Source organism: Sulfuricystis multivorans, assembly GCF_003966565.1.
Taxonomy (GTDB): Bacteria; Pseudomonadota; Gammaproteobacteria; order Burkholderiales; family Rhodocyclaceae; genus Sulfuricystis; species Sulfuricystis multivorans.
In genome coordinates, this window is the sequence record NZ_AP018720.1 from 74,697 (window position 1) to 96,623 (window position 21,927).

Below are 21,927 nucleotides of genomic sequence, written 5' to 3' on the forward strand. Positions count from 1 at the left end.
TTTCCGCCGATCAATCTCTGGACTGCGCCGCGATTGGCGGTTCAGCCAGAGAGCATCAAAAAAGCGCCAACACCCAAGCCGGCAACATGCCGGACAAGGGTGAGTCCTTTGGGCACCATCAGGAAACTGATGGAGGCGCGTTAGCACCCCCCCGCCGAAAGGCGGGGTTTTTCCCAGCACATCGGACGGTGTGCTGAGAAAAGCCAAGTTTCTTCCTGTCGTGATATTCCGATGGGCGGATGGTCCTAGCTGGGGACTTGAAACAAACAGCCTTTAACTGCCCTGGCCGTGAAGCCGGCAGGGCTTTTCTAACCCCTGTGGGGATGCGATCCCCACGGGGGATACTGCGTCTCCACGGCCGATGCCGGACGGTATCCGGTTTGGAGATGACAATGGAATTGAAGGGCGGTGAAGTTGTGCTAGCTCCGTTTCGGTATGCCGAGACGGAGGACAAAAAACTCAGGCCTGCATTGGTCTGGGAAGTGACACCAGTGGCTGTTTTGCTGGTTTACATTTCAAGCCAGCACGTATGCCACGATGGTGGATATCAAACTGAAGTTGGCCTCGACCATCACGAGGCGAAAGCGATCGGCTTGATTAAGTCAAGCCGCATCGACTTCGGGAAGACGGATGTCTGTCTTCCCGGAGACGTAAGGAAGCTTTTGGGGCACATCCAAAAGCTTCCCAGAAGAAAACTCTGGGAGTGCAAGGAGGCGGCCAAAAAGGCCGGGCTGCTCCGGTTCTAGTCCGGCGAGTGCTTGGCTATTGCCACCTGAGTTTCCCATTCCTCGGGCGACAGTTTTTCGTTGTCCCTGAGAAACTTCGCCTTTAGGCGACGCTTTTCGGCTGGATCGGTGGTATCCCTAACCTGACGTTGCTGCTCTTCCGTGAGGAAAAGAAACGTCAGGCCTCCGTCCAGCCCGTCGTCGTCCTCGTGCGGCAGCGGAACGCCCTTGGCGATCCGTTCTCGCACGCGCTCGATGAAGGCCGGATCGTGGTTGAGGTAGGTGACACCGCCGACCTTGACGCCGTGGCGCTTGAATTCGAGCTCTTCGCGCATGTCTTCGTGCTCGGCCAGGTATTCCCATGCCTGGTTGATCGCGAAGGCAACCGCCTTGTTCTGACTGACGCCGAGAAACTCGGCGATGTCTTTCAGACGTTGGTGGGTGGTCTCGAACTTCGAGACCTGATCGGAGAAGCGGACGACGAGAGACATGCTGAACCCTCCTTGATGTAGTATCACCATGATACTACAAAACAAGGAAAAGTCAACCCCAGCCGGGGAGAGACACCCCGGTCGGGGCTCTCCTTTGCGCTGGGGGTTCGTTCAACGCCCCTCGACAGGGCCTTCCATAGCGCCTGGTCGCGGGCGTTACGGCAGGCCCTGTCATGGGTATCTGTCAACCAACGCGAAGGAGAATGCTATGAAAATGGAAACGTTCAGCAGCGCGGGCTTCGCGCTGCAACCGGTCTCCTATGAGACCCTCATGCAGAAGTATGGGCGCGGCGAGGCATCGCCAGAACAAATCCTGGACCGCGTGGCGAGAGGGCTTGCCCGCAATGAAGCGGACCAGGAGAAGTGGGCGGCAGTCTTTCGGGATGCGCTGCAGTACTGCATCCTGGGCGGCCGGATCAATGCCAGCGCCGGAGTGGACCACGTGCAGACCACGTGGATCAACTGCTTCGTCCAACCACTTGCAGACTCGGTTTACGAGCCGGTCGATGGCGTGCCGGGCATTATGGAGGCGGCGCGGCAGGCGGCGCAGACGATGCGACTGGGTGGCGGAGTCGGCTACGACTTCAGCCCCATCCGGCCCAAAGGGGCATGGATCAAAAAAACCAAGTCCCTTGCCTCCGGCCCGATCAGCTACATGGAGATTTTCAACTCCATGTGCTCGACGGTGATCTCGGCCGGGGCGCGGCGTGGCGCCCAGATGGGCATCCTGCGCTGCGATCACCCGGACATCGAGGAGTTCATCGTCGCTAAGCGCGTCGATGATCCGAACATGCCTTGGGATCGTCGCCCGTTCCGTAACTTCAACCTCTCGGTTGGGGTGACGGATGCGCTGATGCGCGCCGTAGAGGCCGATGGCGAGTTCGAGCTTGTCCATATAGCCGAGCCGGGGCCAGACATCAAGGCGCAAGGCGCGTATCAGCGCGAAGACGGGAAGTGGGTGTACCGCAAGGTGCGCGCCCGAGACCTGTACGACAAGATCATCAGGGCTACATACGACCGCGCGGAGCCTGGGGTGGTGTTCCTGGATCGCATCAACCAGGAAAACAACCTTCGCTACGCTGAAACCATTGCAGCCACCAATCCGTGTGGGGAGCAGCCTCTGCCTCCCTATGGTTGCTGCGATCTGGGGCACGTGAATCTGACCAAGCTCGTGCGTGAGCCTTTCACGTCGAAGGCCTGGTTAGATTTCGACAAGCTCGAAGAAGTGGTTCCGGTACTTGTCCGCATGCTGGACAACGTGCTCGATCTCACGCCTTGGCCGCTGCCGGAGCAGCAACGCGAGGCGCAAGCCAAGCGTCGCATCGGCGTCGGCGTCACCGGTCTCGGTGACGCGCTCATCATGCTGGGCTTGAAATACAGTTCTGCGCATGGGCGCGAGTTCGCTAGGCAAGTCATGGAGCGCATCCGTGATGCAGCTTACGACGCTTCCATTGCGCTGGCGCAAGAACGTGGCCCATTCCCTCTGTTCGACGCCGATAAGTACCTGGAGGACGGCACTTTTGCGAGCCGTTTGCCTGATAGCATCAAAGACGCGATCAGGAAGCACGGCATCCGCAACAGCCACCTTCTGAGCCTAGCCCCAACCGGCACGGGGTCGCTGACCTTCGGCAATAACTGCTCAAGCGGTTGCGAGCCTGTCTTCGACTTCGTGCAAAAGCGCCGCATCCGTCAAGCAGACGGATCGTGGCGTGCAGTGGAATTGGTGGACTATGCCTACCTCGTCTATCGCGAGATGGGCGGGGATACGGACAATCTGCCGGACTACTTCGAATCGGTGGCAACCCTCAAGGTAGCCGACCACGTGGAGATGCTGAAGGCCCTTGCGCCTTACGTCGATGCTGCCATCAGCAAGACAGTAAATGTCCCCGCTGACTACAGCTTCGAAGACTTCAAAGGCATCTACATGGAAGCGTGGCGGGCTGGCCTGAAAGGGATCACCACCTATCGGCCAAACGATGAGATCGGCGCCGTGCTGATTTCGTCGTCGGATGCCAAAAAACAAGCGGAAGACCTGGACGAGTCTGATCCTGATAGGCGTCTCAAGCTTATGAGCGTGCCGGAAACGGTGCTCAAGAGCATGCGCTGGCTGGATAGACCGCACATGGCGGATGGCAACCCGTCCCACACCTACATGGTCGAGTCGCCGGAAGGTGATTTCGCCGTGCAGATCGGGCACTTCGTCAATGGCGACGTGCACCCGTTCGAGGTATGGGTCAATGGTTCCGAATGCCCGCGCGGGCTTGGGGCCATTGCGAAGACGCTTTCGGCGGACATGCGGTCTTACGATCGCGGCTGGCTGAAGCTCAAGCTCGAAGCCTTGCAGAAATGCAAGGGCGAGCCCTTCGAAATGCCCATGCCACCGGATGGGGCGACAAAAATCATGCCTGGCGCGGTTGCCGCGCTGACGTGGTTGGTGGCCTACCACTGTGCCAAGATTGGCTGGTTCGACAAGGATGGAGACAACACTCTCACGTCGGCCATGATGTTCCGCAAGGAACCAAAAACGGGCACGGGTGGCACGCTGTCCTGGACGGTGGATGTCAAGAACCCGGCAACGGGGGATGACTTCGTGCTGTTCGTCAAGGAACTGGAGATGCCTGATGGCACCCGCCGGCCGTACTCGGTCTGGCTTGCCGGAGAGTATCCCAAGACCTTCGACGGACTGTGCAAGCTGCTGTCCATCGACATGCGCATCGTCGATCCGGCGTGGATCGGGATGAAGCTGCGGAAACTGCTGACCTACAAGGAACCCCAAGGGGATTTCCTCGCCAAGGTTCCGGGCAGCGAGAAGCAGCAGAGCTTCCCGTCCACGGTCGCGTACATCGCGCGACTGCTGCTGCATCGGTATGCGCAACTCGGTATCCTCGACGAGGAAGGTCGGGTGAGCGGAAGCGTGGAACCGGCATTCGCCAGCGAAGCGCCGAAGCGCGGTGCGGCAGGCCGCGAGTGCCCTGAGTGCGGCGTCAAAGCCGTGATCAAGTACAACGGCTGTGACAAATGCACGAACTGTGGGTATACTGGCTCGTGCGGGTAATCCGCATTCCCCTGCGCCGCAAGGCGCGGGGGATTTTCAAAGGGACGCGAGGCGTTCCTTCGAAAATCCTCTGCCGTCTGTAATGGACACGCAGGGATAGCGGTAGCTGGCCGCTCAAAACAAGCAGCATCAAGGCGGCGTTCGGACAACCGGGCGCCATTCAAAAACCACGCCGGGGCACAGTTCCCGGTTTCAACCCCAAGCGGGACACCCTCTGTCCCGCAAGGGGCATGGTATCTCCGCGAAGAAGAAAGGAGATCCATGAGAAAAGTAAAGATTCTTGGAGAGTTCGTTGGCCATCTCGCTGTTGGCGCAGCAATGTTTGCGGCGCTTTTGCTCTTCGGTGGATTCATCAGCATGCTGGTGCACTGGGTTGAGCCTGTAGTTGGTGATGCCCAGTTTATCTTCTTGATGAAGGTTGTCGAGAAGATTATCCTGTATGCGGATGTTGGATTCGTCGTGTGGTGGGCGATCTACTCCACCTACAAGGCGATCAAGGAGATGGCCGATGAGTGATTTCTTGCAAGGATTTATTAAGGGAGCCAAAGAAACGCCGCGAGGCTACTTCGCTCCCATTGTCGCCATTTGGCGGCTACTTGTCTGCGTTACGGACTCGCTAGTGTCGAAAGACCAGAAGAAGACCGTTACGCAGTAATTGCGCCAATCCTGGTTTAACCGGGCCTGGCGTCAAATTTTCAACCCCAAGCGGGGCACCCTCTGCCCCGCAAGGGACATGGTGCCCCCTTTTTTCATTCGGAGGCATCATGAGCAACAACACTACCCGCCCCGACTGGGGCAAACTGTTTGCTTCCCTGCTCACCGAGCCGGGCAAGCTGGGCGAGCATTACCGCCTTTTCCATCGCTACAGCCTGGGCAACCAGGCCATGGCGGTGTTTGAGATGACGATTCGGGGAATTCCAATCGGCCCCATCTCAAGTTTCAACGGATGGAAAAGGTTGGGGCGCAGGGTAAAGAAGGGCGAGAAAGCCATCGCCCTTTGGATGCCCGTCGTCAAGAAGGATGCTATCCGGAAGGATGACGGAACCGATGAAGAGGTGACCAAGCGGTTCTTCATCATGAAGAACAACTGGTTCGCCCTCGCCCAGACCGAGCCGATCGATCCGGAAAACCCCGGCACTGTTCCTATCCCGGAAACTCCCACATGGGATCGGGAGCTTGCCCTGAAAAACCTCGGGATCACCGAGGTGCCGTTCACGGAAGTGGATGGCAATCGTCAGGGCTTTGCTCGTCCGGACAGGGCCGAGATCGCCATCAACCCGCTGGCGGCCATGCCGTGGAAGACCACCTTCCACGAAATGGCACACTGTCTGCTGCATAGCAAGCAGGCGGATGTGGCATTCGTTGATGGCGGCCATATCAACCGGTCGATCGAGGAGGCCGAAGCGGAAGCAGTGGCGTTCCTCTGCTGCGCAACCCTGGGATTGCCCGGTCTCGAAGAAGCCCGCGGCTACGTCCAGGACTGGCTGGGCTCGCCGGCGCAAGCCGAAGAGTTCGCCAAGAAGAGCGTGGCACGGGTGTTTGCTGCGGCCGACAAGATCCTCAAGGCCGGCAGCAAGGCTGGCGAGGGGGTGGATCATGAATGAATTCGTGATCCGCCCCCGGAAAGGGCTTGAGGTCGTCGAACCAGCAACCGAAGTAGATGCCCAATACTGGAGTATCTACGAGGTAGAGGACGACGGCACGGAGACCTGGATCGCTGATTGCGTCTCGCGCGAAGTCGCAGAGCGGTTTACCAGCAAAGGCTACGCACTCATTGAAGTGCGCGGCGGCGTTGCCGAGGTAACGGGAACCAAGGGCAAGGTCGAAGTTGCCGTCGTCGATTGGGACAACGTCAACGCCGGCGACGAAATCAACCCCGAACTCCTGGAGCACCCGGTATTCGGTCCATGGCTCGACGCCGATAGGTCGTGAGGAGGGGAGAAAATGATCTCTCGAATCCGAACGGCCTACTACGGCATCGACCACGCCGGACGCGCCACGGTGATGGTGTCCAACGAATACCACGACACCGATCGCCCAGGGTGGATTCAATCCACGACCCAGCGCTTCATCAGCGCAAGGGACATAGATCAGGCGCGAGCAATCGCGTCCTGTCTCAAGACGAGCGGCAAGGTCGATTTGATCAAGCCGCTCTAACTCAACCCCGACCGGGGCCGCCCCGGTCGGGGCGGTCTCGGCTTTTTTCAAGAAAGGAGAAGCCGTGAGTTATTTGGACGAAACACTGCCCTGGCGCATCGTTGAGCCGGGCAAAACCGCCGAGGGCCGGGACACCCACGATGAGGACGGAAACCTTGTGATCTTCCCTTACCGGGGCCGTCACATCGTGACCAACGGCCTTGTTCCTGTGTGCGAGTTCGTGTACGACCAGGAAGATGCCAGACGGATCGTCGCCTGCGTAAACGCCTGCAAGGGCATCCCGACAGAGGCGCTTGAGTGCCAGGCCAAGAAGGACCTGACAGCCAAGCTGATCGAGCAGCACCAAGCTCTGCTCGCCGCCCTGGAGGGGTGCGTTGAACAGATCGAGCAGATGCGCGGGATGTTCGACGACAGCGACAGCGCCATTCAGGCCGCCCTGGAGAACGCTCAAAAGGCGATCGACATGGCAACAGGAGGTGCAACATGAGCACGCGCAAATTGCTGTTCTCCACATTGGAGCGCGATGGTCTGCTCTATGTCATCCCGGCGCCGGGCGCTGGAGGCCGATACTGTCAGTTCAAATGGATTGACCGTTGTTGGCATTTTCTGTTGAGAATGAGGAGACTGCTATGGGCAGCATCCTGATTCCGGCGGAAAAATGGGTGGCTATAGCAGCGTCCAATTCATGCCATCTAGCAGTTGAACACAAAGGCAATAAGCCTTTGCCTGTTCGGATTGCCAGCTATGAAGGGTTTCTCTATACGTCCTTTTCTGTGTCTTATGGGCCGTATGGGGATGCCAAAAAACCCTGCATCGACGCCTATAGGCTCCTGCCCGAGTCGATGTATATCGGAGACACGACCACGGCATACCACGACGAAGCGGCGATTCAAGCTGGGCTTCGTGAACGCGGAGACCTAACTGGCCTGATCGTGTCAGTCGGCGGAGAGCGCATGGTGTGCGCCCAGAAGGTTCAGTTCTTGCTGGACCTGCCTTGCACGCGACCGCTGTCGCAAGACGAAGCCGCGGCCTACGACGAGCGACACCGCAAGATGGGCTGGCGTTCGCTGTGGTTCAATGGGAAGACGCCTGAATGGTGGTGGCTGCGCGGGCATCCTGTGGCCGTGTATCGTGCTCACAGAACGCTCGGCACGGACATGGCTGTGTTGCTCTGGAAAGCCCACGGCGAAATCCATGAGCTTGCAATAGACAGCGATGTTCTGTCGCCACCAGAAGAGCTGCGCACCGTACCTTCTGATGAAGGACAGTTGGCGCTCTTCTGATTTTCACTAGCCTGGAAGCGGTTGCCCATAGGGGCGGCCGCTTCCGGCATTTCTATGTGCAACCGAATGTATTTTTGGTATGCTTTCCTAGACGCGCTGGCAAGCGTGCCGAGGAAAGCAGAATTCAGGTCGATGGATAAACCATTGGCTCGATCCTCCTAGCTGGGGAGGCGAAAGAAACAGCATCAAGGCGATCAGGAAAATCTTGGTCGCGTCAATTTTCCCCACCGGGGCATCATGTCCCGGTCAGGGGCGTGGTGCCCCTTTTTTATTCAAGGAGGCACCATGAATCAGTCCAATGTTGACCTGCTGGCGACGCTGGTGGGTCGGGAAACAGCCAAAGCGCTGGCGGCCAAACCGCTCTCCGAGTTGTTCGGCTTTTCGAAGCCGAGGCAGATGCAGTTGTGCGAGGAGTCTGCGGCTTACACCGTCCATCCGGCTCTCGCTGCAGCGAAGGAGCTTTTCGTTCGCTGTATCCGGGAACGCATGGAGGGTGAAGACCTTTGCTTTTCTTCTCCGGAAACCGTCAAGACGTTTCTGTGCTCAAAAATCGGGCATCTGGAACATGAGTCGTTCTGGTGCCTGTGGCTCGATGCCCAGAACCGTCTCATCGACGCCGGCGAGCTCTTTCGCGGCACGGTGACCCAAACCAGTGTCTATCCACGGGAGGTCGTGAAGAAGGCTCTTGCCGTCAATGCCGCGGCAGCGATCTTCTCTCACAATCATCCGTCCGGATCACCGGAGCCCTCGCGGGCCGACGAGATGCTGACCAGTACCCTCAAGTCTGCCCTTGGTTTGGTGGATGTCAAGGTGCTGGACCATTTCGTCGTCGCCGGGAATCAGGCCATGTCGTTCGCTGCGAGAGGGCTGCTGTAATGGGCGCGTTCAAACCCTTCCGGCAGGAATTGATCCTGATCGTGGATCTCGATGAGCGGGGCTGGTTCAAGGCCCACGTCGAGAACCGGAACGGCAAGACGGTCTTTGAGTTCTCGAACGAGGACGAGGAGACCGGATGGCCGAGCGACGATGGGCTGTGGCTCATCGAAGACGGTTTCATGCGGCACGGGCGTGACGCTGATGGGCTGCTGGATTACCTGCAGTCTGTCGGTATCGCGGCACCAAATGCCGTCTTGAGAGTAGAGGGGTAATCCTCATAACCATCATGACCCCGCCGAAAGGCGGATCCCCCAACCGGGGCCACTATCCCCGGTTGGGGATGGCGGTCCCTTTCTTTTGAAAGGAGATCCACATGGCATATATTGCAGCCATCAAAATCCTCGTAGACGAAGCCAACGAGGCTAACGTTTACGACGGGATCAACGAAATGCTCCGTTCGGCCCAGTATGGCGGGCCGAATGGGGAGGACCGGGGCTGGATCGTTGACTGGAAATTCGAGTCGGTCGATCCCGCCAACGAATCAGTGAACGCTTCCATCGCCAGAGGCAGCTACAAAGAGGGCGATGCTTTTGACGACCGGATGATCCACAAGGATATTCCGGTCAAGGCATTCAACCCGTTTAGGCTAGTCATCGAGGCTTATACGGTCGGCGGAATCGATGATCGCCCATCATGGGCCGAACTGACCGTGACGGAAGACTTCCTCAACAAACTGCAACGGATGCGTGCAGTTTGCGAGGATGCTGGTCTCGACTCAGTTTCCGTCTCGCAAGCCCCAGACAAATGGGACCGCGAGGAAGAGCTGGGGATAGAGGGTGACACCCTCAAGGTATGGCCTGATCACTTCTGGTTCGAAGCTAACTCGGATATCGAGACCAGGATGATCGACATTGATTTCTTGATTCAAGTAGCCAAAAAGATCGCTATAGGGGATACCGAAAATCCTCTGCTGCCAGGATTCATGATCCGGAACGGGATCGTGTTCTATGGCGAAAGCGATTTAGAAGAATTGGTCTCTTCTTATGAAGAGGTCGAGTGTTCCGAATGCGGAGCAAGAACAAAAACAGTGATCGGTTGCCCAGATGGAGCCGAGATCTGCGGTTCTTGCTTTAACAACGGGGCGCATTAAGACACAACCTCCCGCTGGGAGCCATCCGGCGGGATGGCTCTTGGTGGATTTTCACTCTGAAAGGAGATCCACATGAAACTGAATGTAGTTCTTGGGCAAGACCTCTCGGCATATGCCGAGATCGAAATCGAAGCCCCTAAGGGTTCCTCGGAAGAGGAGATCGTCAGAAGAGTCCGCGCATTCACCGAAAGCGCGGACTTTGAGGAAGCGGTGTTCGACGAGGACTGGTCGTCGACATGCGCACTACGGATCGTTTCCGTAAAAAACGGCAACGACTACATCCTGGAGGATGTGGCGCTTGAGCCGTCGCCTTATGACGGCGGTCAGGGGTTCATGGGCTGGCTACGCGGAAACACCACATTCAAATCCGCGATCAATGGAGCGGTGAAGGCAGCGTGGATTGAGCGGGAAGCGTCAGTAGACGTATATCGCGGGACGTTCACGCTTCCCAGCGGCGAGATCATCCAGGTCGAGTTCGAATGCCGTAAGGGCGCCACGCGCGAAGAGAAGGATTTGGCCTTCCTCGAAGCGCTAGCCCAGATCGGCTCTATCGACTATGTCGCGATTGGTGAGGTGCGCCATGGGTATGACCATACCGAGGCGAGCCTCAAACCGATGGATCCTCACCTGGATCCATAGAAAATAACACGGCGATCAGGCAACTGGTCGGTGTGTCATAAACCATCCCCCGCGCCTCAAGCGCGGGGCTTTCCAGAGCCGGTCTTTTTGTGGCCGGCTGCGGAAAGCCGGATTCTTCCTGGCAGGTAACTGACAGGAGATGGTCGTAGCTGGCGACCAGAAATAAGCAGCACTCAGCCAGTCATCGCGGGACGCCGTGATGACTTTCACCAACCGCCCCTGCGGGATGCTTTCGTCCCGTAAGGGGCGAGGTGTCTCCGGGGGCTTTTTTGTTTCCGGAGACATCATGAGACTTAAGCCTATCGCCGAGGCATGCCTTTGGCTGCCCGGCTTTGCACCCAATGAAGACCCGATCGAGATTCACGGGGCTATTGGGCAGCGGGAAGCTGAGATTATCCCGTTTCCTCAATTGACCAAGGCGCAAGCCGAGGTCAAAACCAGGGCCGTCTGGCCCAGCCTCGATGCTTCCACCTTTGCTGGTCTGTCCGGCGATGTGACGAAGTTCGAGAACAACATCGCCGCCATCGAACTCCTACGCAAACTGGAGTCAGAGGGACGGCAACCGACCGACGATGAGCGTGCCACTCTCAACCGCTACACCGGTTGGGGAGGTCTACCCCAGGCATTCAACCTGGAGCAAAAAGACGACGCATGGCGCGAGCGTGCCGAACGACTGAAAACGATGCTCTCGCCGGGCGAGCATGCACTCGCAGAAGCAAGCACGCCCAATGCCCACTACACGTCGCTGAAAGTCATCGAGGCGATGTGGGCGATGGTGGAGCGTCTTGGATTCAAAGGCGGGCGGGTTCTGGAGCCTGCTGCCGGTGTAGGCTACTTCGTCGGAGCCATGCCCGAACACCTTGCTTGCGAGAGCGTGGTGACGGCAGTGGAACTCGACGAGCTGTCGGCCAGGATCACCAAGGCCCTGTATGAGCCCTTCGGCGTCCAAGTGTTCAACATGGGCTTCGAAGCGGTACCGCTGCCGCCAGGGTATTTCGACCTGGCGATCAGCAACGTGCCATTCGGCAACTACAAGGTGGCCGAACTGCGCAATGTGCCCTATGCCGGCTTCTCTATCCACAACTACTTCTTCGCGAAAGCGCTGGAAGTGGTTCGACCGGGGGGGTTGGTGGTTTTCATCACGTCCAGCTTCACGCTGGACTCCTACGATGACCGGGTGCGTGCGTACCTGGCGTCTCAGGCCGATCTGGTGGCCGCGATCCGGCTGCCGAACACCGCGTTCAAGAAGATCGCAGGCTGCGAGGTCACGACCGACATCGTGATCTTGCAGAAGCCTCTGAATGACAAACCCACGAGGAGGAACAAGTGGCTGGAATCGGTGTATCTGGACGAGGCTTCGCCGATCTACGGCGGATTCAAGTCCTACTACAACCGCGACATGATCCGCTGTAACCAGTGGTTCGCCGAGAACCCGCAATGGGTGATCGGCAAGCTCAAGCTGACCGATAACGGCTACGGCAAGAGCACTGGCTGCGTGTTCGATGGCGATATTGCCGAAGAACTCGCGAAGCGGATCGAGATGCTGCCGCAAGGCATCTACACCTCGCGAGAGGAAGATGTCGAACGCGGCAACGTCGTTTCACTCTCCATTACCGAGCAGCATCGCCCAGGTTATCGGGTGATCGACGGCAAAGTGTATGAGATAGCAGGGTCGGAAGCGGTGCTCGTCAAAGCGCCGCAGAAGACTCTCGATCGCATCGCTGGGCTGTGCGAGGTTCGGGATGCTGCGCGCAAGCTCGTCAAGGCGCAAGCCGAGACGGAAGACGATGCGCTGCTGGATACCTATCGCTTGTCGCTCAACATGTCCTACGACATGTTCGTTGGCAAGCATGGGTTCATCCATGCCAAAGCCAATCGTCAGGCGTTCCGCTCCGACCCGGATCTGCCGCTACTGCTGTCGCTGGAGCGGTGGGACGAGGAAGCGGAAGTGGCGGAGAAGGCGGACATCTTCTACCATCGCACGGTGGGCGTGCCCAGGCGCGTCGAGAAGTGCGACATCCCGCAGGACGCGCTGATCGCATCCCTCGCGGAAAAGGGCGCGGTCGACGAGAACCGGATCGGCGAATTGCTCGGGAAGCCGGGCAATGAGGCCATGAAGGAACTCGAAGATCTGGGTGCCGTGTTCCTCGACCCGGAAACGGGCAAATGGGAGACGGCAGACGCCTACCTGTCCGGCAACGTCCGCCACAAGCTGACGGTTGCAAGGCTGGCGGGAGATCGATTCGCCGGTAACGTGAAGGCGCTGGAGGCAGTTATCCCGTCCGATCTAGCTCCGCACGAAATTTGTGCGCGAATCGGATCGACCTGGATTCCGACCCAGTATTACGAGCAGTTCCTTGACGAATTGCTTGCGTAACTCAAACCCCAGCGGGGGCTGTCACGCTCCCGCAAGGGGCGTGCTGTCTCCGCGTTTTTATGGAGGCATCATGAACAATCAGGTTTTTTTCAACGCTCAAGCCGGGGCCTGGCAAGTCGATCCAGACTACAGCACGCGGTGGTCCGTGGCGGCAACCCAGACTTACGGCACGGACCGGGTCAACGCCACCACGCTCTTCGAGCAGGCGTTGAACCAGACGGTCCCGACCGTCTATGACGAAGACCGCATCACGGGCAAGCGCGTCGTCAACCAAAAGGAGACGATCGCGGCTCGTGAGAAGCAGCAACTCCTCAAGGAGAAATTCCAGGAGTGGCTGTGGTCGGACGAGGAGCGGGCCGCAAAGCTTGTCAGGCTCTACAACGACCTGTTCAACAGCGTCGTTCCGCACCGGTACGACGGCTCGCATCTGGTGCTGCCCGGTTTTTCAAGGGTGTACCAGCTCTACGAGCATCAGAAGAACGCCATCTGGCGGATCGTTGCCGGCGGTAACAATACCTTGCTGGCCCATGTGGTCGGTGCGGGCAAGACGCTGGTAATGATCTGCGCCTGCATGGAGCTTCGGCGTCTTGGCAAGGCGACGAAGCCCATGATCGTGGTCCCGAACCACATGCTGGAACAGGTAAGTCGAGAATTTCTGACGGCTTATCCTGGCGCAAACATCCTAATGGCGTCGAAAGACGACCTTCAGGGTGACAAGCGCCGCCAGATGTGCGCAAGGATTGCAACGGGCGACTGGGACGCAGTGGTCATTACACATGCGTCGTTCGAGCGTCTGAAGATGAGTGATGAGTTCATGCGGCAATATGTCGAAGACGAAATCGATCTCATCGATGCCGCCATCCGCGCTGAAAAGCAGGACAAGAGCAACCGCATCGTCAAGGAACTGGCGCGCGCCAAGAAGAACTGGGAAGCCAAGCTTGCCAAACTCTCCGCGAAGAACAAGAAGGACGACCTTCTGAACTTCGAGGATCTGGGCGTGGATTGGCTTTTCGTGGATGAGGCGCACCTGTTCAAGAATCTCTACCGTCATACCAAGATGACGCGAGTCGCGGGGCTGCCCAACAGCAACTCCGAACGGGCATTCGACATGTTCGTCAAGACACGCTACATCATGGAAAAGCATGGAGGTAAAGCAGGGGTGGTCTTCGCCACCGGAACGCCGGTATCCAACAGCATGGCCGAAATGTGGGTCATGCAACGGTATCTGCAACCCAAGACGCTGGAGGGCTTCCAGGTGGAGATGTTCGACGCCTGGGCCGGCAACTTCGGCGAGTCGGTGACAGCGCTGGAACTGGCTCCGGACGGCAGTGGCTACCGGATGCAGACCCGCTTTGCACGTTTCGTCAACCTTCCCGAACTGATGTCCATGTTCGGAGAAGTGGCGGATATTCGCACGGCGGAAATGCTCGATCTTCCGGTGCCAAAAGCCAGGAAGGAAACGGTGACGGCCAAACCCACCGACGCACTCAAGGCATTCGTCCAGACCCTCGTGGAACGGGCGGAGAAGATCAGAAACGGCATGGTCAAGCCGTCCGAAGACAACATGCTGGCCGTGACCAACGACGGCCGCAAGGCGGCGTTGGATATGCGGCTCGTCGATCCCCTGGCCGGTGACTACGAAGGCAGCAAAGTCAATCTCTGCGCCCGCAAGGTGCACGAGGTCTGGCTTGAGACAACGGCAATCCGTGGCACGCAGATCGTGTTCTGCGATCTGTCGACGCCCAATGCCGATGGCCGGTTCAGCGTCTATCAAGACTTGCGTCACAAGCTTGTCGAGATGGGGGTTCCCGGCCATGAAATCGCCTTCGTGCATGACTACGAGAGCGACGCCGCCAAGGCGGAACTCTTCAAGGCCGTGCGTGATGGGCGTGTCCGCATCCTGCTGGGCAGCACCGGCAAAATGGGTGTTGGCACCAACGTCCAGACCAGGCTGGTGGCGCTCCATCATCTGGATGCCCCGTGGCGTCCGGCGGACGTGGAGCAGCGGGAAGGCCGCATCATTCGTCAGGGCAACCTGAACGAGGAAGTGCGAATCTACCGCTACGTCACCGAAGGCAGCTTCGATGCGTATATCTGGCAAACTCTGGAGACCAAGGCGCGATTCATCGCTCAGGTCATGCAGGGGGATACCGGTATGCGCAGCGCCGAGGACGTGGAGCTTGCGGCCCTGTCCTACGCAGAGGTCAAGGCTCTGGCGTCCGGCAACCCGCTGGTGCTGGAAAAGGCGGGTGTCGACACCGAACTTGCCAAGCTCTCGCTGCTTAAGTCCCAATGGGATCAGCAGCAATGGCGTAACAAGCAGGAGTTGGCTGTTCTGCCGGCCCGCATTGAACGGCTCAAGGATCGCATTGCAGCGATCAAAGCCGACATTGAAGCTCGCCGCGACGTATCAGGAAACCGATTCCTGATGGAAGTCGAAGGGCAGCAGTATACGGACCGCACGAAAGCCGGAAACGCGATCATGCTTGCTACGCATGGAGTCCGTTACGGCGAGCGTGTCATCGGCAGTATTGCTGGTTTCAGGGTCGTCGTTAGAACGACAGGTTTCGGCAAGAAGCTGGTGATGCTAGGCGGCGCCGAATACGAGGTCGACAAAGCCGAAACACCAATCGGCTATGTCAGGGTGCTAGAAAATGCGCTGAACCAAATGGAACAGGTGCTCGAAGAAGAACGTGAGTATCTGGCTCGGACGGAGAAGCGCATGGCAGACATCCAGGTCGAGATCGCAAAGCCTTTCGATAAGGCAGAGCGGTTGGCCTGGCTCCAGCAGCGCCAGCGTGAGATCGATGCAGTACTCGATCTTACAAAGGGTGATCTGGCAGCAGCCGAGGAAGCAGAAGCTTCCGAGGCCGCCTGACCGTTAAGCATTCCCCCTGCGCCGCGAGGCGCGGGGGCTTTTCTAAGCGCTTTCACGTCGAGAGCGCTTGGGAAAGCAGGTTTTCGATCAGTGGGCGATGCGAATCATGGATAGATAAAGACACGAAGGACCGAAAAGTCTGCGCGGGCGGGACGGAGGTAACAGCATGATCTTCGAATGGCGGTTCATTCGGGATGCTTCATGGGGAGAGTCGCGGGGCGGCAGACCTGCTGTGTGAAATGCGCCACTCCGAAACCAGCCAACTCGGCAGCCATGCGACCGAGCGTTGCTTCGTCGAGCTGCGGCGGCACGGTACAGCGGATTTCGTGTGGTACCCCAGAGGCGAGCAGCAGTTCGAGCGATTGACGGGCGGCGCAGCCGGCGGCGCAGCCGACGATCGGCGCATATTCGGCGAACGGCGCCTTGACGTCGAAGCCAACCCAGTCAAGCAGCGGCAGCGCGGCGGCCAGCCGCTCCGGATAGGCGCCGGCCGTGTGCAGCGCCGTGGCGAAGCCCAGCGCACGCACTTCGGTGAGCGCGGCCGGCAGATCGCGTTGCAGGAGCGGTTCGCCGCCGCTGAAGACCACGCCGTCGAGCAGGCCGCGCCGGCTGGCCAGCCAGCCGAACACGTCGGGCCAAGCTAAGGCTCCCGGACCGCGCGGTAGCAGGTGCGGGTTGTGGCAGTAGGTGCAGCGCCAGGGGCAGCCCTGGCAGAACACCACGGCGGCGAGCCGGCCGGGAAAGTCGATGGTGGTGAACGGCACCAGGCCGCCCACCGCCAGCGTTGGCTCAGGCACGCGCCGGCGCGCAGGGTTCGGCGAAATGGCGGCGCTCGTGGTGCTCGCTTTGCTTGCCGGGATTGAACTCGGACACCGGGCGGTGGTAGCCCATGACGCGCGTCCAGATTTCGCAGCGCTGGCGCTCGTGGTCCTGCAGGGGGGTGGTATGGGTGTTTTCGGACATGGCGTTTCCTTTCGTGGCGTGAGAAAAAATCAGTGGACGGCGGCCTTGCGGGCGAGGACTTCCGCGTCGCACTTCGGGCAGAACTCGTGCTCGCCTTCCAGATAGCCGTGTTTCGGGCAGATCGAGAAGGTCGGCGTGACGGTGATATAGGGCAGGCGAAAGCGCGTCAGCGCCGTGCGCACCAGTTGCCGGCAGGCTGCGGGTGAGGAGATGCGCTCGCGCATGTAGAGATGCAACACCGTGCCGCCGGTGTAGCGCGTCTGTAGTTCGTCCTGGCGGATCAGCGCCTCGAAGGGGTCGTCGGTGAAGCCGACCGGCAGCTGCGAGGAGTTGGTGTAGTAGGGCTTCTCCGGCGTGCCCGCCTGCAGGATGCCGGGCCAGCGCTTCCTGTCCTCCTTGGCGAAGCGGTAGGTGGTGCCCTCGGCCGGCGTCGCCTCCAGGTTGTAGAGGTTGCCGGTCTGTTCCTGGTAGTCGCGCATCTTCTCGCGCAGGCGGTCGAGCAGGCGCAGCGCCAGCGCGTGGCCCTCGGTATGCGTGATGTCGTGCGCGTCGCCGGTGAAGTTGCGCACCATCTCGTTGATGCCATTCACGCCGATGGTGGAGAAGTGGTTGCGCAGCGTGCCGAGGTAGCGTTTCGTATAGGGAAACAGCCCATCATCCATCAGGCGCTGGACCACCTTGCGCTTGATCTCCAGGCTGTCCTTCGCCATGTCGGCAAGGCGATCGAGGCGCGCCATCAGCGCCGCCTCGTCGCCGGCATGCAGGTAGCCGAGACGGGCACAGTTGATGGTCACGACGCCGATCGAGCCGGTCTGCTCGGCCGAGCCGAACAAGCCGTTACCGCGCTTCAGTAGCTCACGCAGGTCGAGCTGCAGGCGGCAGCACATCGAGCGGATCTGGTTCGGCTTCATGTCGGAGTTGATGAAGTTCTGGAAGTAGGGCAGACCGTATTTCGCGGTCATGGCGAACAGTCGCTCGGCGTTTTCCGATTCCCAGGGAAAATCCTCGGTGATGTTGTAGGTCGGGATCGGAAATGTGAATACGCGGCCGCGCCGGTCGCCGGCACTCATCACCTCGATGTAGGCGCGGTTAATGAGGTCCATCTCGACCTGCAGGTCGCCGTAGGCGAAGGGCATCTCGACGCCGCCGATGGTCGGGATCTGCTCGCGCAGGTCTTCCGGGCAGACCCAGTCGAAGGTCAGGTTGGTGAACGGCGTCTGCGTGCCCCAGCGCGAGGGCACGTTGAGGTTGTAGATGAACTCCTGCATACCCTGGCGCACGGCGTCGTAGTCGAGCTTGTCCTTGCGCACGAAAGGCGCGAGGTAGGTGTCGAAAGAGCTGAAAGCCTGCGCGCCGGCCCATTCGTTTTGCAAGGTACCAAGGAAGTTCACCATTTGGCCGAGCGCGCTGGAGAAGTGCCTGGGCGGATCGGCCTCGGGCTTGCCGGGCACGCCGTTGAAACCTTCGTGCAGCAGCTGGCGCAGCGACCAGCCGGCGCAGTAACCGGAGAGCATGTCGAGGTCGTGGATGTGCATGTCGGCGTCGCGGTGGGCCTGGCCGATCTCGGGCGGATAGACGTGGGAAAGCCAGTAGTTGGCCACCACCTTGCCGGAGACGTTGAGGATCAGGCCACCGAGCGAATACCCCTGGTTGGCGTTGGCCTGCACGCGCCAGTCGGCGCGACCGACGTATTCGTCGACGGCGGCGGCGACGTCCACCAGGGTCTTGCGGTCTTCGCGCAGGCGGCGGTGCTGGTCGCGGTAGGCGACGTAGGCGCGGAAGGTGCCGAGGTGGTTGGCGTCCACCAGCGTCTGCTCGACGATGTCCTGTATTTGTTCCACGGTCGGCGCCGTGCCGCCGTGGCGGTGGCGCAGCACCTTGAGCACCCGCGCGGTCAGCAAGTGCGCTTCATTCTCGTCGTACTCGCCGCTGGCCGCGCCGGCGCGTATCAACGCCGAGGCGATGCGCGCAGCATCGAAGGGTTCGTCGCGGCCGTTGCGCTTGACGATGCGTATGGGGAGACCGCTGGTTTGGAAAATCAATGTCGATGCTGCGGAGACAGTATTGCAGACGTCAAAGTTGCCGGACGTATGCGCGGCGCCCCCTCGCCGCTGCGGCGAACCATCTGGGGGGGCGGCCAGATTCAGGTCGATGTGGGAACGTTCCATGCGTGCTCTCCTCGAATTGTGGCAACCGGACAGGACGAGGAGACGCGACTGGCGTGAGCCGGTCGCGCAGAAACGCGCAAGGAGGAAAAAACCAACGCAAACATCATCGACCTCGTGCCAGGGACACCCCGCCCAACAACAACGAACCACCGATGTCGCGGCAGGTCTCCTGGCTCTCGGGTCGTCATCTCGCGCCCGCCTTCCCGGAAAAGTTCCAGTGGCATGGGTTGGCGCCAGACTCGCCGATCACAGTTGCGGGGGCAGCCCCGGATTTCGAATCCAAGATTCGTCACCGGATTCCCTCTTCGCGCCTCACCCCTTGCGGGGGGGGCGACCGCGACGCTTGCGTCGTCCGATCATGGACGACGCGGGGGAGTCTACTTTTGTGAATGTCGTACTGTCAAGTGGAACCTACTAGATATAGTGCGAGTAACGACTGAGGGCACTATATGTAGTGGCATGATGAGTTGGCCGGTTGGCGGGGACCGGATTACCCCTTGGCTAGCCAGCGCGCCTCGAAACCGTCGGCCGGCTCTGGCCTGCCGAAATGGAAGCCTTGCGCCAGGGAGCATCCCATGGCCAACAGGGCCGACGCCTGATCGGCATGCTCGACGCCTTCGGCCAGGGTTTCCATGTCCATGCTGGAACCCATCGCGATGACGGTGCCGACGATGGTGCGATCATTGCGGTCGCTGAGCATGTCGCGCACGAAGGAAATGTCGATCTTCAACCTCTTCACCGGGAACCGCTTGAGATAGGTCAGCGAGGAATAGCCGGTACCGAAGTCGTCGATGGAGAGTGCGAATCCGGCGGCTGCCAGGGCATGGGTGATCTCGACGGCTCTGTCCGGGTCGCGCATCATGCCGGATTCCGTCAGCTCGAGCTCGACAAGAGCGGGGCGAGTCTTGTTTTCCCGGGCAATCCGTATGGCAGCGTCAACGAAGCCGTCGTCCTCGAATTGTCGGGCCGAGACATTGACCGCTACCCGGAAGGACGCGGGACAACCGCGAGCCTCCCACTGCCGCACTTGCCGGCATGCCGTGGCGAGCGCCCATTCGCCCAAGGGAACGATCAGGCCGCGTTCTTCGGCGATGGGGATGAAATCGGCGGGACTGACGGCACCCCATTCGGAATCCGTCCACCGCGCCAGGGCTTCTGCGCCAATCAGGCTTCTGCTCATCAGATTCACCTGCGGCTGGTAATGGAGTTGCAGCCGTCCGGCGAAAAGCGCCTTTTCCAGTCGCTGTGCGATCGCGAGGCGGCGCGCCAGTTCCTCGCCCATCTCGGCCCGATAGAAGCGGTAGCCACCCCCTCCGCCGCCCTTGGCGCGATACATGGCGATATCGGCGGCTTTCAGTAGTTCTTCGCTGGACTTACCGTCTTCCGGGAAAATCGCGATGCCGATGCTCGCGGAGATACCGAATTCCTGACGGCCGGCGTTGATCGGATGCGCCAGTGCCTGGGCGACCCGTTCTGCGATCCGGACGGCGGCCTTACCCGAGTCTGAGGCGATAACGACGAACTCGTCGCCCGACAACCGCGCCAGCGTTTCCTCCTCGCGCAAGGCATCGCGGAAACGTCTTGCCACCTCGACGAGGACGCGGTCGCCCGCGTCGTGTCCTAGCGTGTCATTGATATCCTTGAAGCGATCAAGATCGAGGAAGAGCACGGCGAGTCGTTGACCGCGCCGTTCGGCGGCAGCCAGCTCATGATGCAGCCTGTCCATGAAGAGCGCGCGATTGGGCAAGCCGGTCAGCGGATCGTAGAACGCCAGATACTCGATCCGCGTCTCGGCCGCCTTGCGGTCGGTGATGTCCTGCACCGTCCCCACCGCCTTGATCGGTCGTCGTTCGTCGTCGAATTCGATCTGCGCGCGCTCCTCCACCCAGCGCGTCTCGCCGGCCGCGAGGATGCGGTGCTGAAGGTGATAGGGTGCGCCCGCGAGCGCCGCCTGCCAGGCCGCATCCACCATCTCCCGATCCTCCGGGTGGACGCAGGCAAGAAAGACCGCATAACTGACGGATGTATTCCTGTCGATGCCGAAGATGCGGAAGACCTCCGGCGACCACGTCAAGTCGCCACCGACGAGATCAAGCCGCCAACTGCCGATGCGGGCGACCTCCTGGGCGCGCAACAGGGTCGCCTCGCTTTCAAGCAAGGCGTCCTGGAGCCGGGCCTGCTCGGTCATGTCCTCGACGATGAGCAGCAAACGGGCTTCTTCTTCTTCTTCTTCTTCCGCAAGGCGGATGCCAGTCAGGGTGGCACGCACCGGGATGAGCGGGCCATCGGGTACGCGCGCCATTTCGAACAGCAGGTCGCGTTTGACGATGCCGCTTTCCCGAACCTCGCGCAGGTGTCGGTCGAGCCCTTCCGCCCGGATCAGCGTCGCGAGCGGGCGGCCGTGGGCGTCCGCTTCGCTCAACTCGAAGCGCCGGGCGAAGGCGCGGTTGATCGAGATGACCGTGAGGTCGGCCGTCAGCACGGCCAGTCCATCCGGGATCGCCGAAAACACCAGTTCCGCGTATTCCCGCAGGGACAGGATCGCCTGCCGGTCCGCGTGGACATAGGTGTCCATCGCCAGCCCCATGTCGAATAGGACGATCTTGAGCAGGGACTGGAGCGTCGCGATGGCCAGGTCGGGATCGCCGCCGAGACGTTGCCACAGGTCGGGCAGCGCATCGGACAGATACTTGGCGTACGCCCCGAGATACCATTGCGTTTCCAGGCCGATGCGCTGATGCGCGAGCCCCACGCGCAGACGATGGCGCACGTACTCGGCATCGTAGGTCCCGGCCGTGAGGGTCTCGAAATACTGCGCCTGGGTGGTTCGGAGGTGGTCGAGCGCCGCTTGGTCGGGAATGAAGCGCCGCGTTTCTTCAAAACGCAACAGATGGTCGTAAAATCGCCGCGCGAAATCTTGCTCTTGGCCTGCCAGCAGCGCATGCAGGCGTTCGAGCCGGGCGGCATCCTCGTCCGTGAATTCCAGAAACGTTTTGCGTTTGGCGATACCGCCCTCGTCGAGACCGAGCGCGGCCATCATCGCATGGGCAATCTCGTCGGCCGGCTTCATCGCCCCCGCCCGCGCAGCCATCCATTCCGGCGACACGAAATGACCGTCAGGCTTGCTTGCTTGCTTGCTTGCTTGCGCAAGACGCTTTCCAATTC

General features: G+C 60.1%; 19 protein-coding genes and 1 riboswitch. Of the genes, 14 read left to right on the forward strand and 5 right to left on the reverse strand.

The annotated features are described in order from the left end of the window. Window positions 1-392: 392 nt before the first annotated feature. On the forward strand, window positions 393-746 hold the full coding sequence (locus tag EL335_RS14120; protein WP_126448380.1) for a hypothetical protein: 354 nt from the start codon (window positions 393-395) through the stop codon (window positions 744-746). On the opposite strand, the gene EL335_RS14125 is transcribed toward EL335_RS14120, so the two are convergent. Then, the gene (locus EL335_RS14125; protein WP_126448382.1) at window positions 743-1,216 is read right to left on the reverse strand and encodes a hypothetical protein; all 474 of its coding nucleotides are present in this window, start codon (window positions 1,214-1,216) and stop codon (window positions 743-745) included. The two genes, EL335_RS14120 and EL335_RS14125, sit on opposite strands and share 4 nt — an antisense overlap. Before the next feature lie 208 nt (window positions 1,217-1,424). Between EL335_RS14125 and EL335_RS14130 the strand changes: the two genes are divergently transcribed. From EL335_RS14130 to EL335_RS14190, 13 genes are all read left to right on the forward strand, one after another. Next, window positions 1,425-4,271, forward strand: coding sequence for an adenosylcobalamin-dependent ribonucleoside-diphosphate reductase (locus tag EL335_RS14130; RefSeq protein ID WP_126448384.1), 2,847 nt, complete (start codon window positions 1,425-1,427; stop codon window positions 4,269-4,271). 261 nt (window positions 4,272-4,532) lie between these two features. Next, the gene (locus tag EL335_RS14135; protein WP_126448386.1) at window positions 4,533-4,787 is read left to right on the forward strand and encodes a hypothetical protein; all 255 of its coding nucleotides are present in this window, start codon (window positions 4,533-4,535) and stop codon (window positions 4,785-4,787) included. 248 nt (window positions 4,788-5,035) lie between these two features. Continuing rightward, window positions 5,036-5,875 (forward strand): ArdC-like ssDNA-binding domain-containing protein, encoded by an 840-nt coding sequence (locus EL335_RS14140; protein ID WP_126448388.1) that lies wholly within the window; start codon window positions 5,036-5,038, stop codon window positions 5,873-5,875. Further along, entirely contained in the window at window positions 5,868-6,203 is a 336-nt protein-coding gene (locus EL335_RS14145) for a hypothetical protein (RefSeq protein ID WP_126448390.1), read from the forward strand. The genes EL335_RS14140 and EL335_RS14145 overlap by 8 nt, the downstream gene beginning before the upstream one ends. A gap of 12 nt (window positions 6,204-6,215) precedes the next feature. Beyond that, entirely contained in the window at window positions 6,216-6,428 is a 213-nt protein-coding gene (locus EL335_RS14150; RefSeq protein WP_126448393.1) for a hypothetical protein, read from the forward strand. Window positions 6,429-6,492: 64 nt separating this feature from the next. Beyond that, the gene (locus EL335_RS14155; RefSeq protein ID WP_126448395.1) at window positions 6,493-6,915 is read left to right on the forward strand and encodes a hypothetical protein; all 423 of its coding nucleotides are present in this window, start codon (window positions 6,493-6,495) and stop codon (window positions 6,913-6,915) included. Between the two features lie 142 nt (window positions 6,916-7,057). Continuing rightward, window positions 7,058-7,711, forward strand: a complete 654-nt coding sequence (locus EL335_RS14160; protein WP_126448397.1) for a hypothetical protein — start codon at window positions 7,058-7,060, stop codon at window positions 7,709-7,711. A gap of 237 nt (window positions 7,712-7,948) precedes the next feature. Continuing rightward, the gene (locus EL335_RS14165; protein ID WP_126448399.1) at window positions 7,949-8,587 is read left to right on the forward strand and encodes a JAB domain-containing protein; all 639 of its coding nucleotides are present in this window, start codon (window positions 7,949-7,951) and stop codon (window positions 8,585-8,587) included. Next, entirely contained in the window at window positions 8,587-8,859 is a 273-nt protein-coding gene (locus EL335_RS14170; protein WP_126448401.1) for a hypothetical protein, read from the forward strand. The genes EL335_RS14165 and EL335_RS14170 overlap by 1 nt, the downstream gene beginning before the upstream one ends. Before the next feature lie 101 nt (window positions 8,860-8,960). Beyond that, a complete protein-coding gene (locus tag EL335_RS14175; protein ID WP_126448403.1) occupies window positions 8,961-9,737 on the forward strand; it encodes a hypothetical protein in 777 nt (258 codons plus the stop codon). A 72-nt stretch (window positions 9,738-9,809) separates the two neighbouring features. Continuing rightward, window positions 9,810-10,376: a hypothetical protein gene (locus tag EL335_RS14180; RefSeq protein ID WP_126448404.1), complete on the forward strand. Its 567-nt coding sequence runs from the start codon at window positions 9,810-9,812 to the stop codon at window positions 10,374-10,376. Between the two features lie 199 nt (window positions 10,377-10,575). Next, window positions 10,576-12,753 (forward strand): hypothetical protein, encoded by a 2,178-nt coding sequence (locus EL335_RS14185; protein WP_126448406.1) that lies wholly within the window; start codon window positions 10,576-10,578, stop codon window positions 12,751-12,753. A gap of 70 nt (window positions 12,754-12,823) precedes the next feature. Further along, complete coding sequence (locus tag EL335_RS14190; RefSeq protein WP_126448408.1) at window positions 12,824-15,631, forward strand: DEAD/DEAH box helicase family protein; 2,808 nt, start codon at window positions 12,824-12,826, stop codon at window positions 15,629-15,631. 185 nt (window positions 15,632-15,816) lie between these two features. On the opposite strand, the gene EL335_RS14195 is transcribed toward EL335_RS14190, so the two are convergent. From EL335_RS14195 to EL335_RS14210, 4 genes are all read right to left on the reverse strand, one after another. After that, window positions 15,817-16,428: an anaerobic ribonucleoside-triphosphate reductase activating protein gene (locus EL335_RS14195; RefSeq protein ID WP_126448410.1), complete on the reverse strand. Its 612-nt coding sequence runs from the start codon at window positions 16,426-16,428 to the stop codon at window positions 15,817-15,819. Beyond that, complete coding sequence (gene nrdD, locus EL335_RS14200) at window positions 16,421-16,594, reverse strand: anaerobic ribonucleoside-triphosphate reductase (RefSeq protein WP_126448412.1); 174 nt, start codon at window positions 16,592-16,594, stop codon at window positions 16,421-16,423. The genes EL335_RS14195 and nrdD overlap by 8 nt, the downstream gene beginning before the upstream one ends. 29 nt (window positions 16,595-16,623) lie before the next feature. Continuing rightward, window positions 16,624-18,762 carry a ribonucleoside triphosphate reductase gene (locus tag EL335_RS14205; RefSeq protein ID WP_126448414.1) on the reverse strand — a complete coding sequence of 713 codons (2,139 nt, stop codon included), beginning with the start codon at window positions 18,760-18,762 and terminating at the stop codon, window positions 16,624-16,626. A 142-nt stretch (window positions 18,763-18,904) separates the two neighbouring features. Further along, window positions 18,905-19,116: riboswitch (cobalamin riboswitch) on the reverse strand. Window positions 19,117-19,252: 136 nt separating this feature from the next. Then, on the reverse strand, window positions 19,253-21,802 hold the full coding sequence (locus EL335_RS14210; RefSeq protein WP_172600144.1) for an EAL domain-containing protein: 2,550 nt from the start codon (window positions 21,800-21,802) through the stop codon (window positions 19,253-19,255). Window positions 21,803-21,927 lie beyond the last annotated feature (125 nt).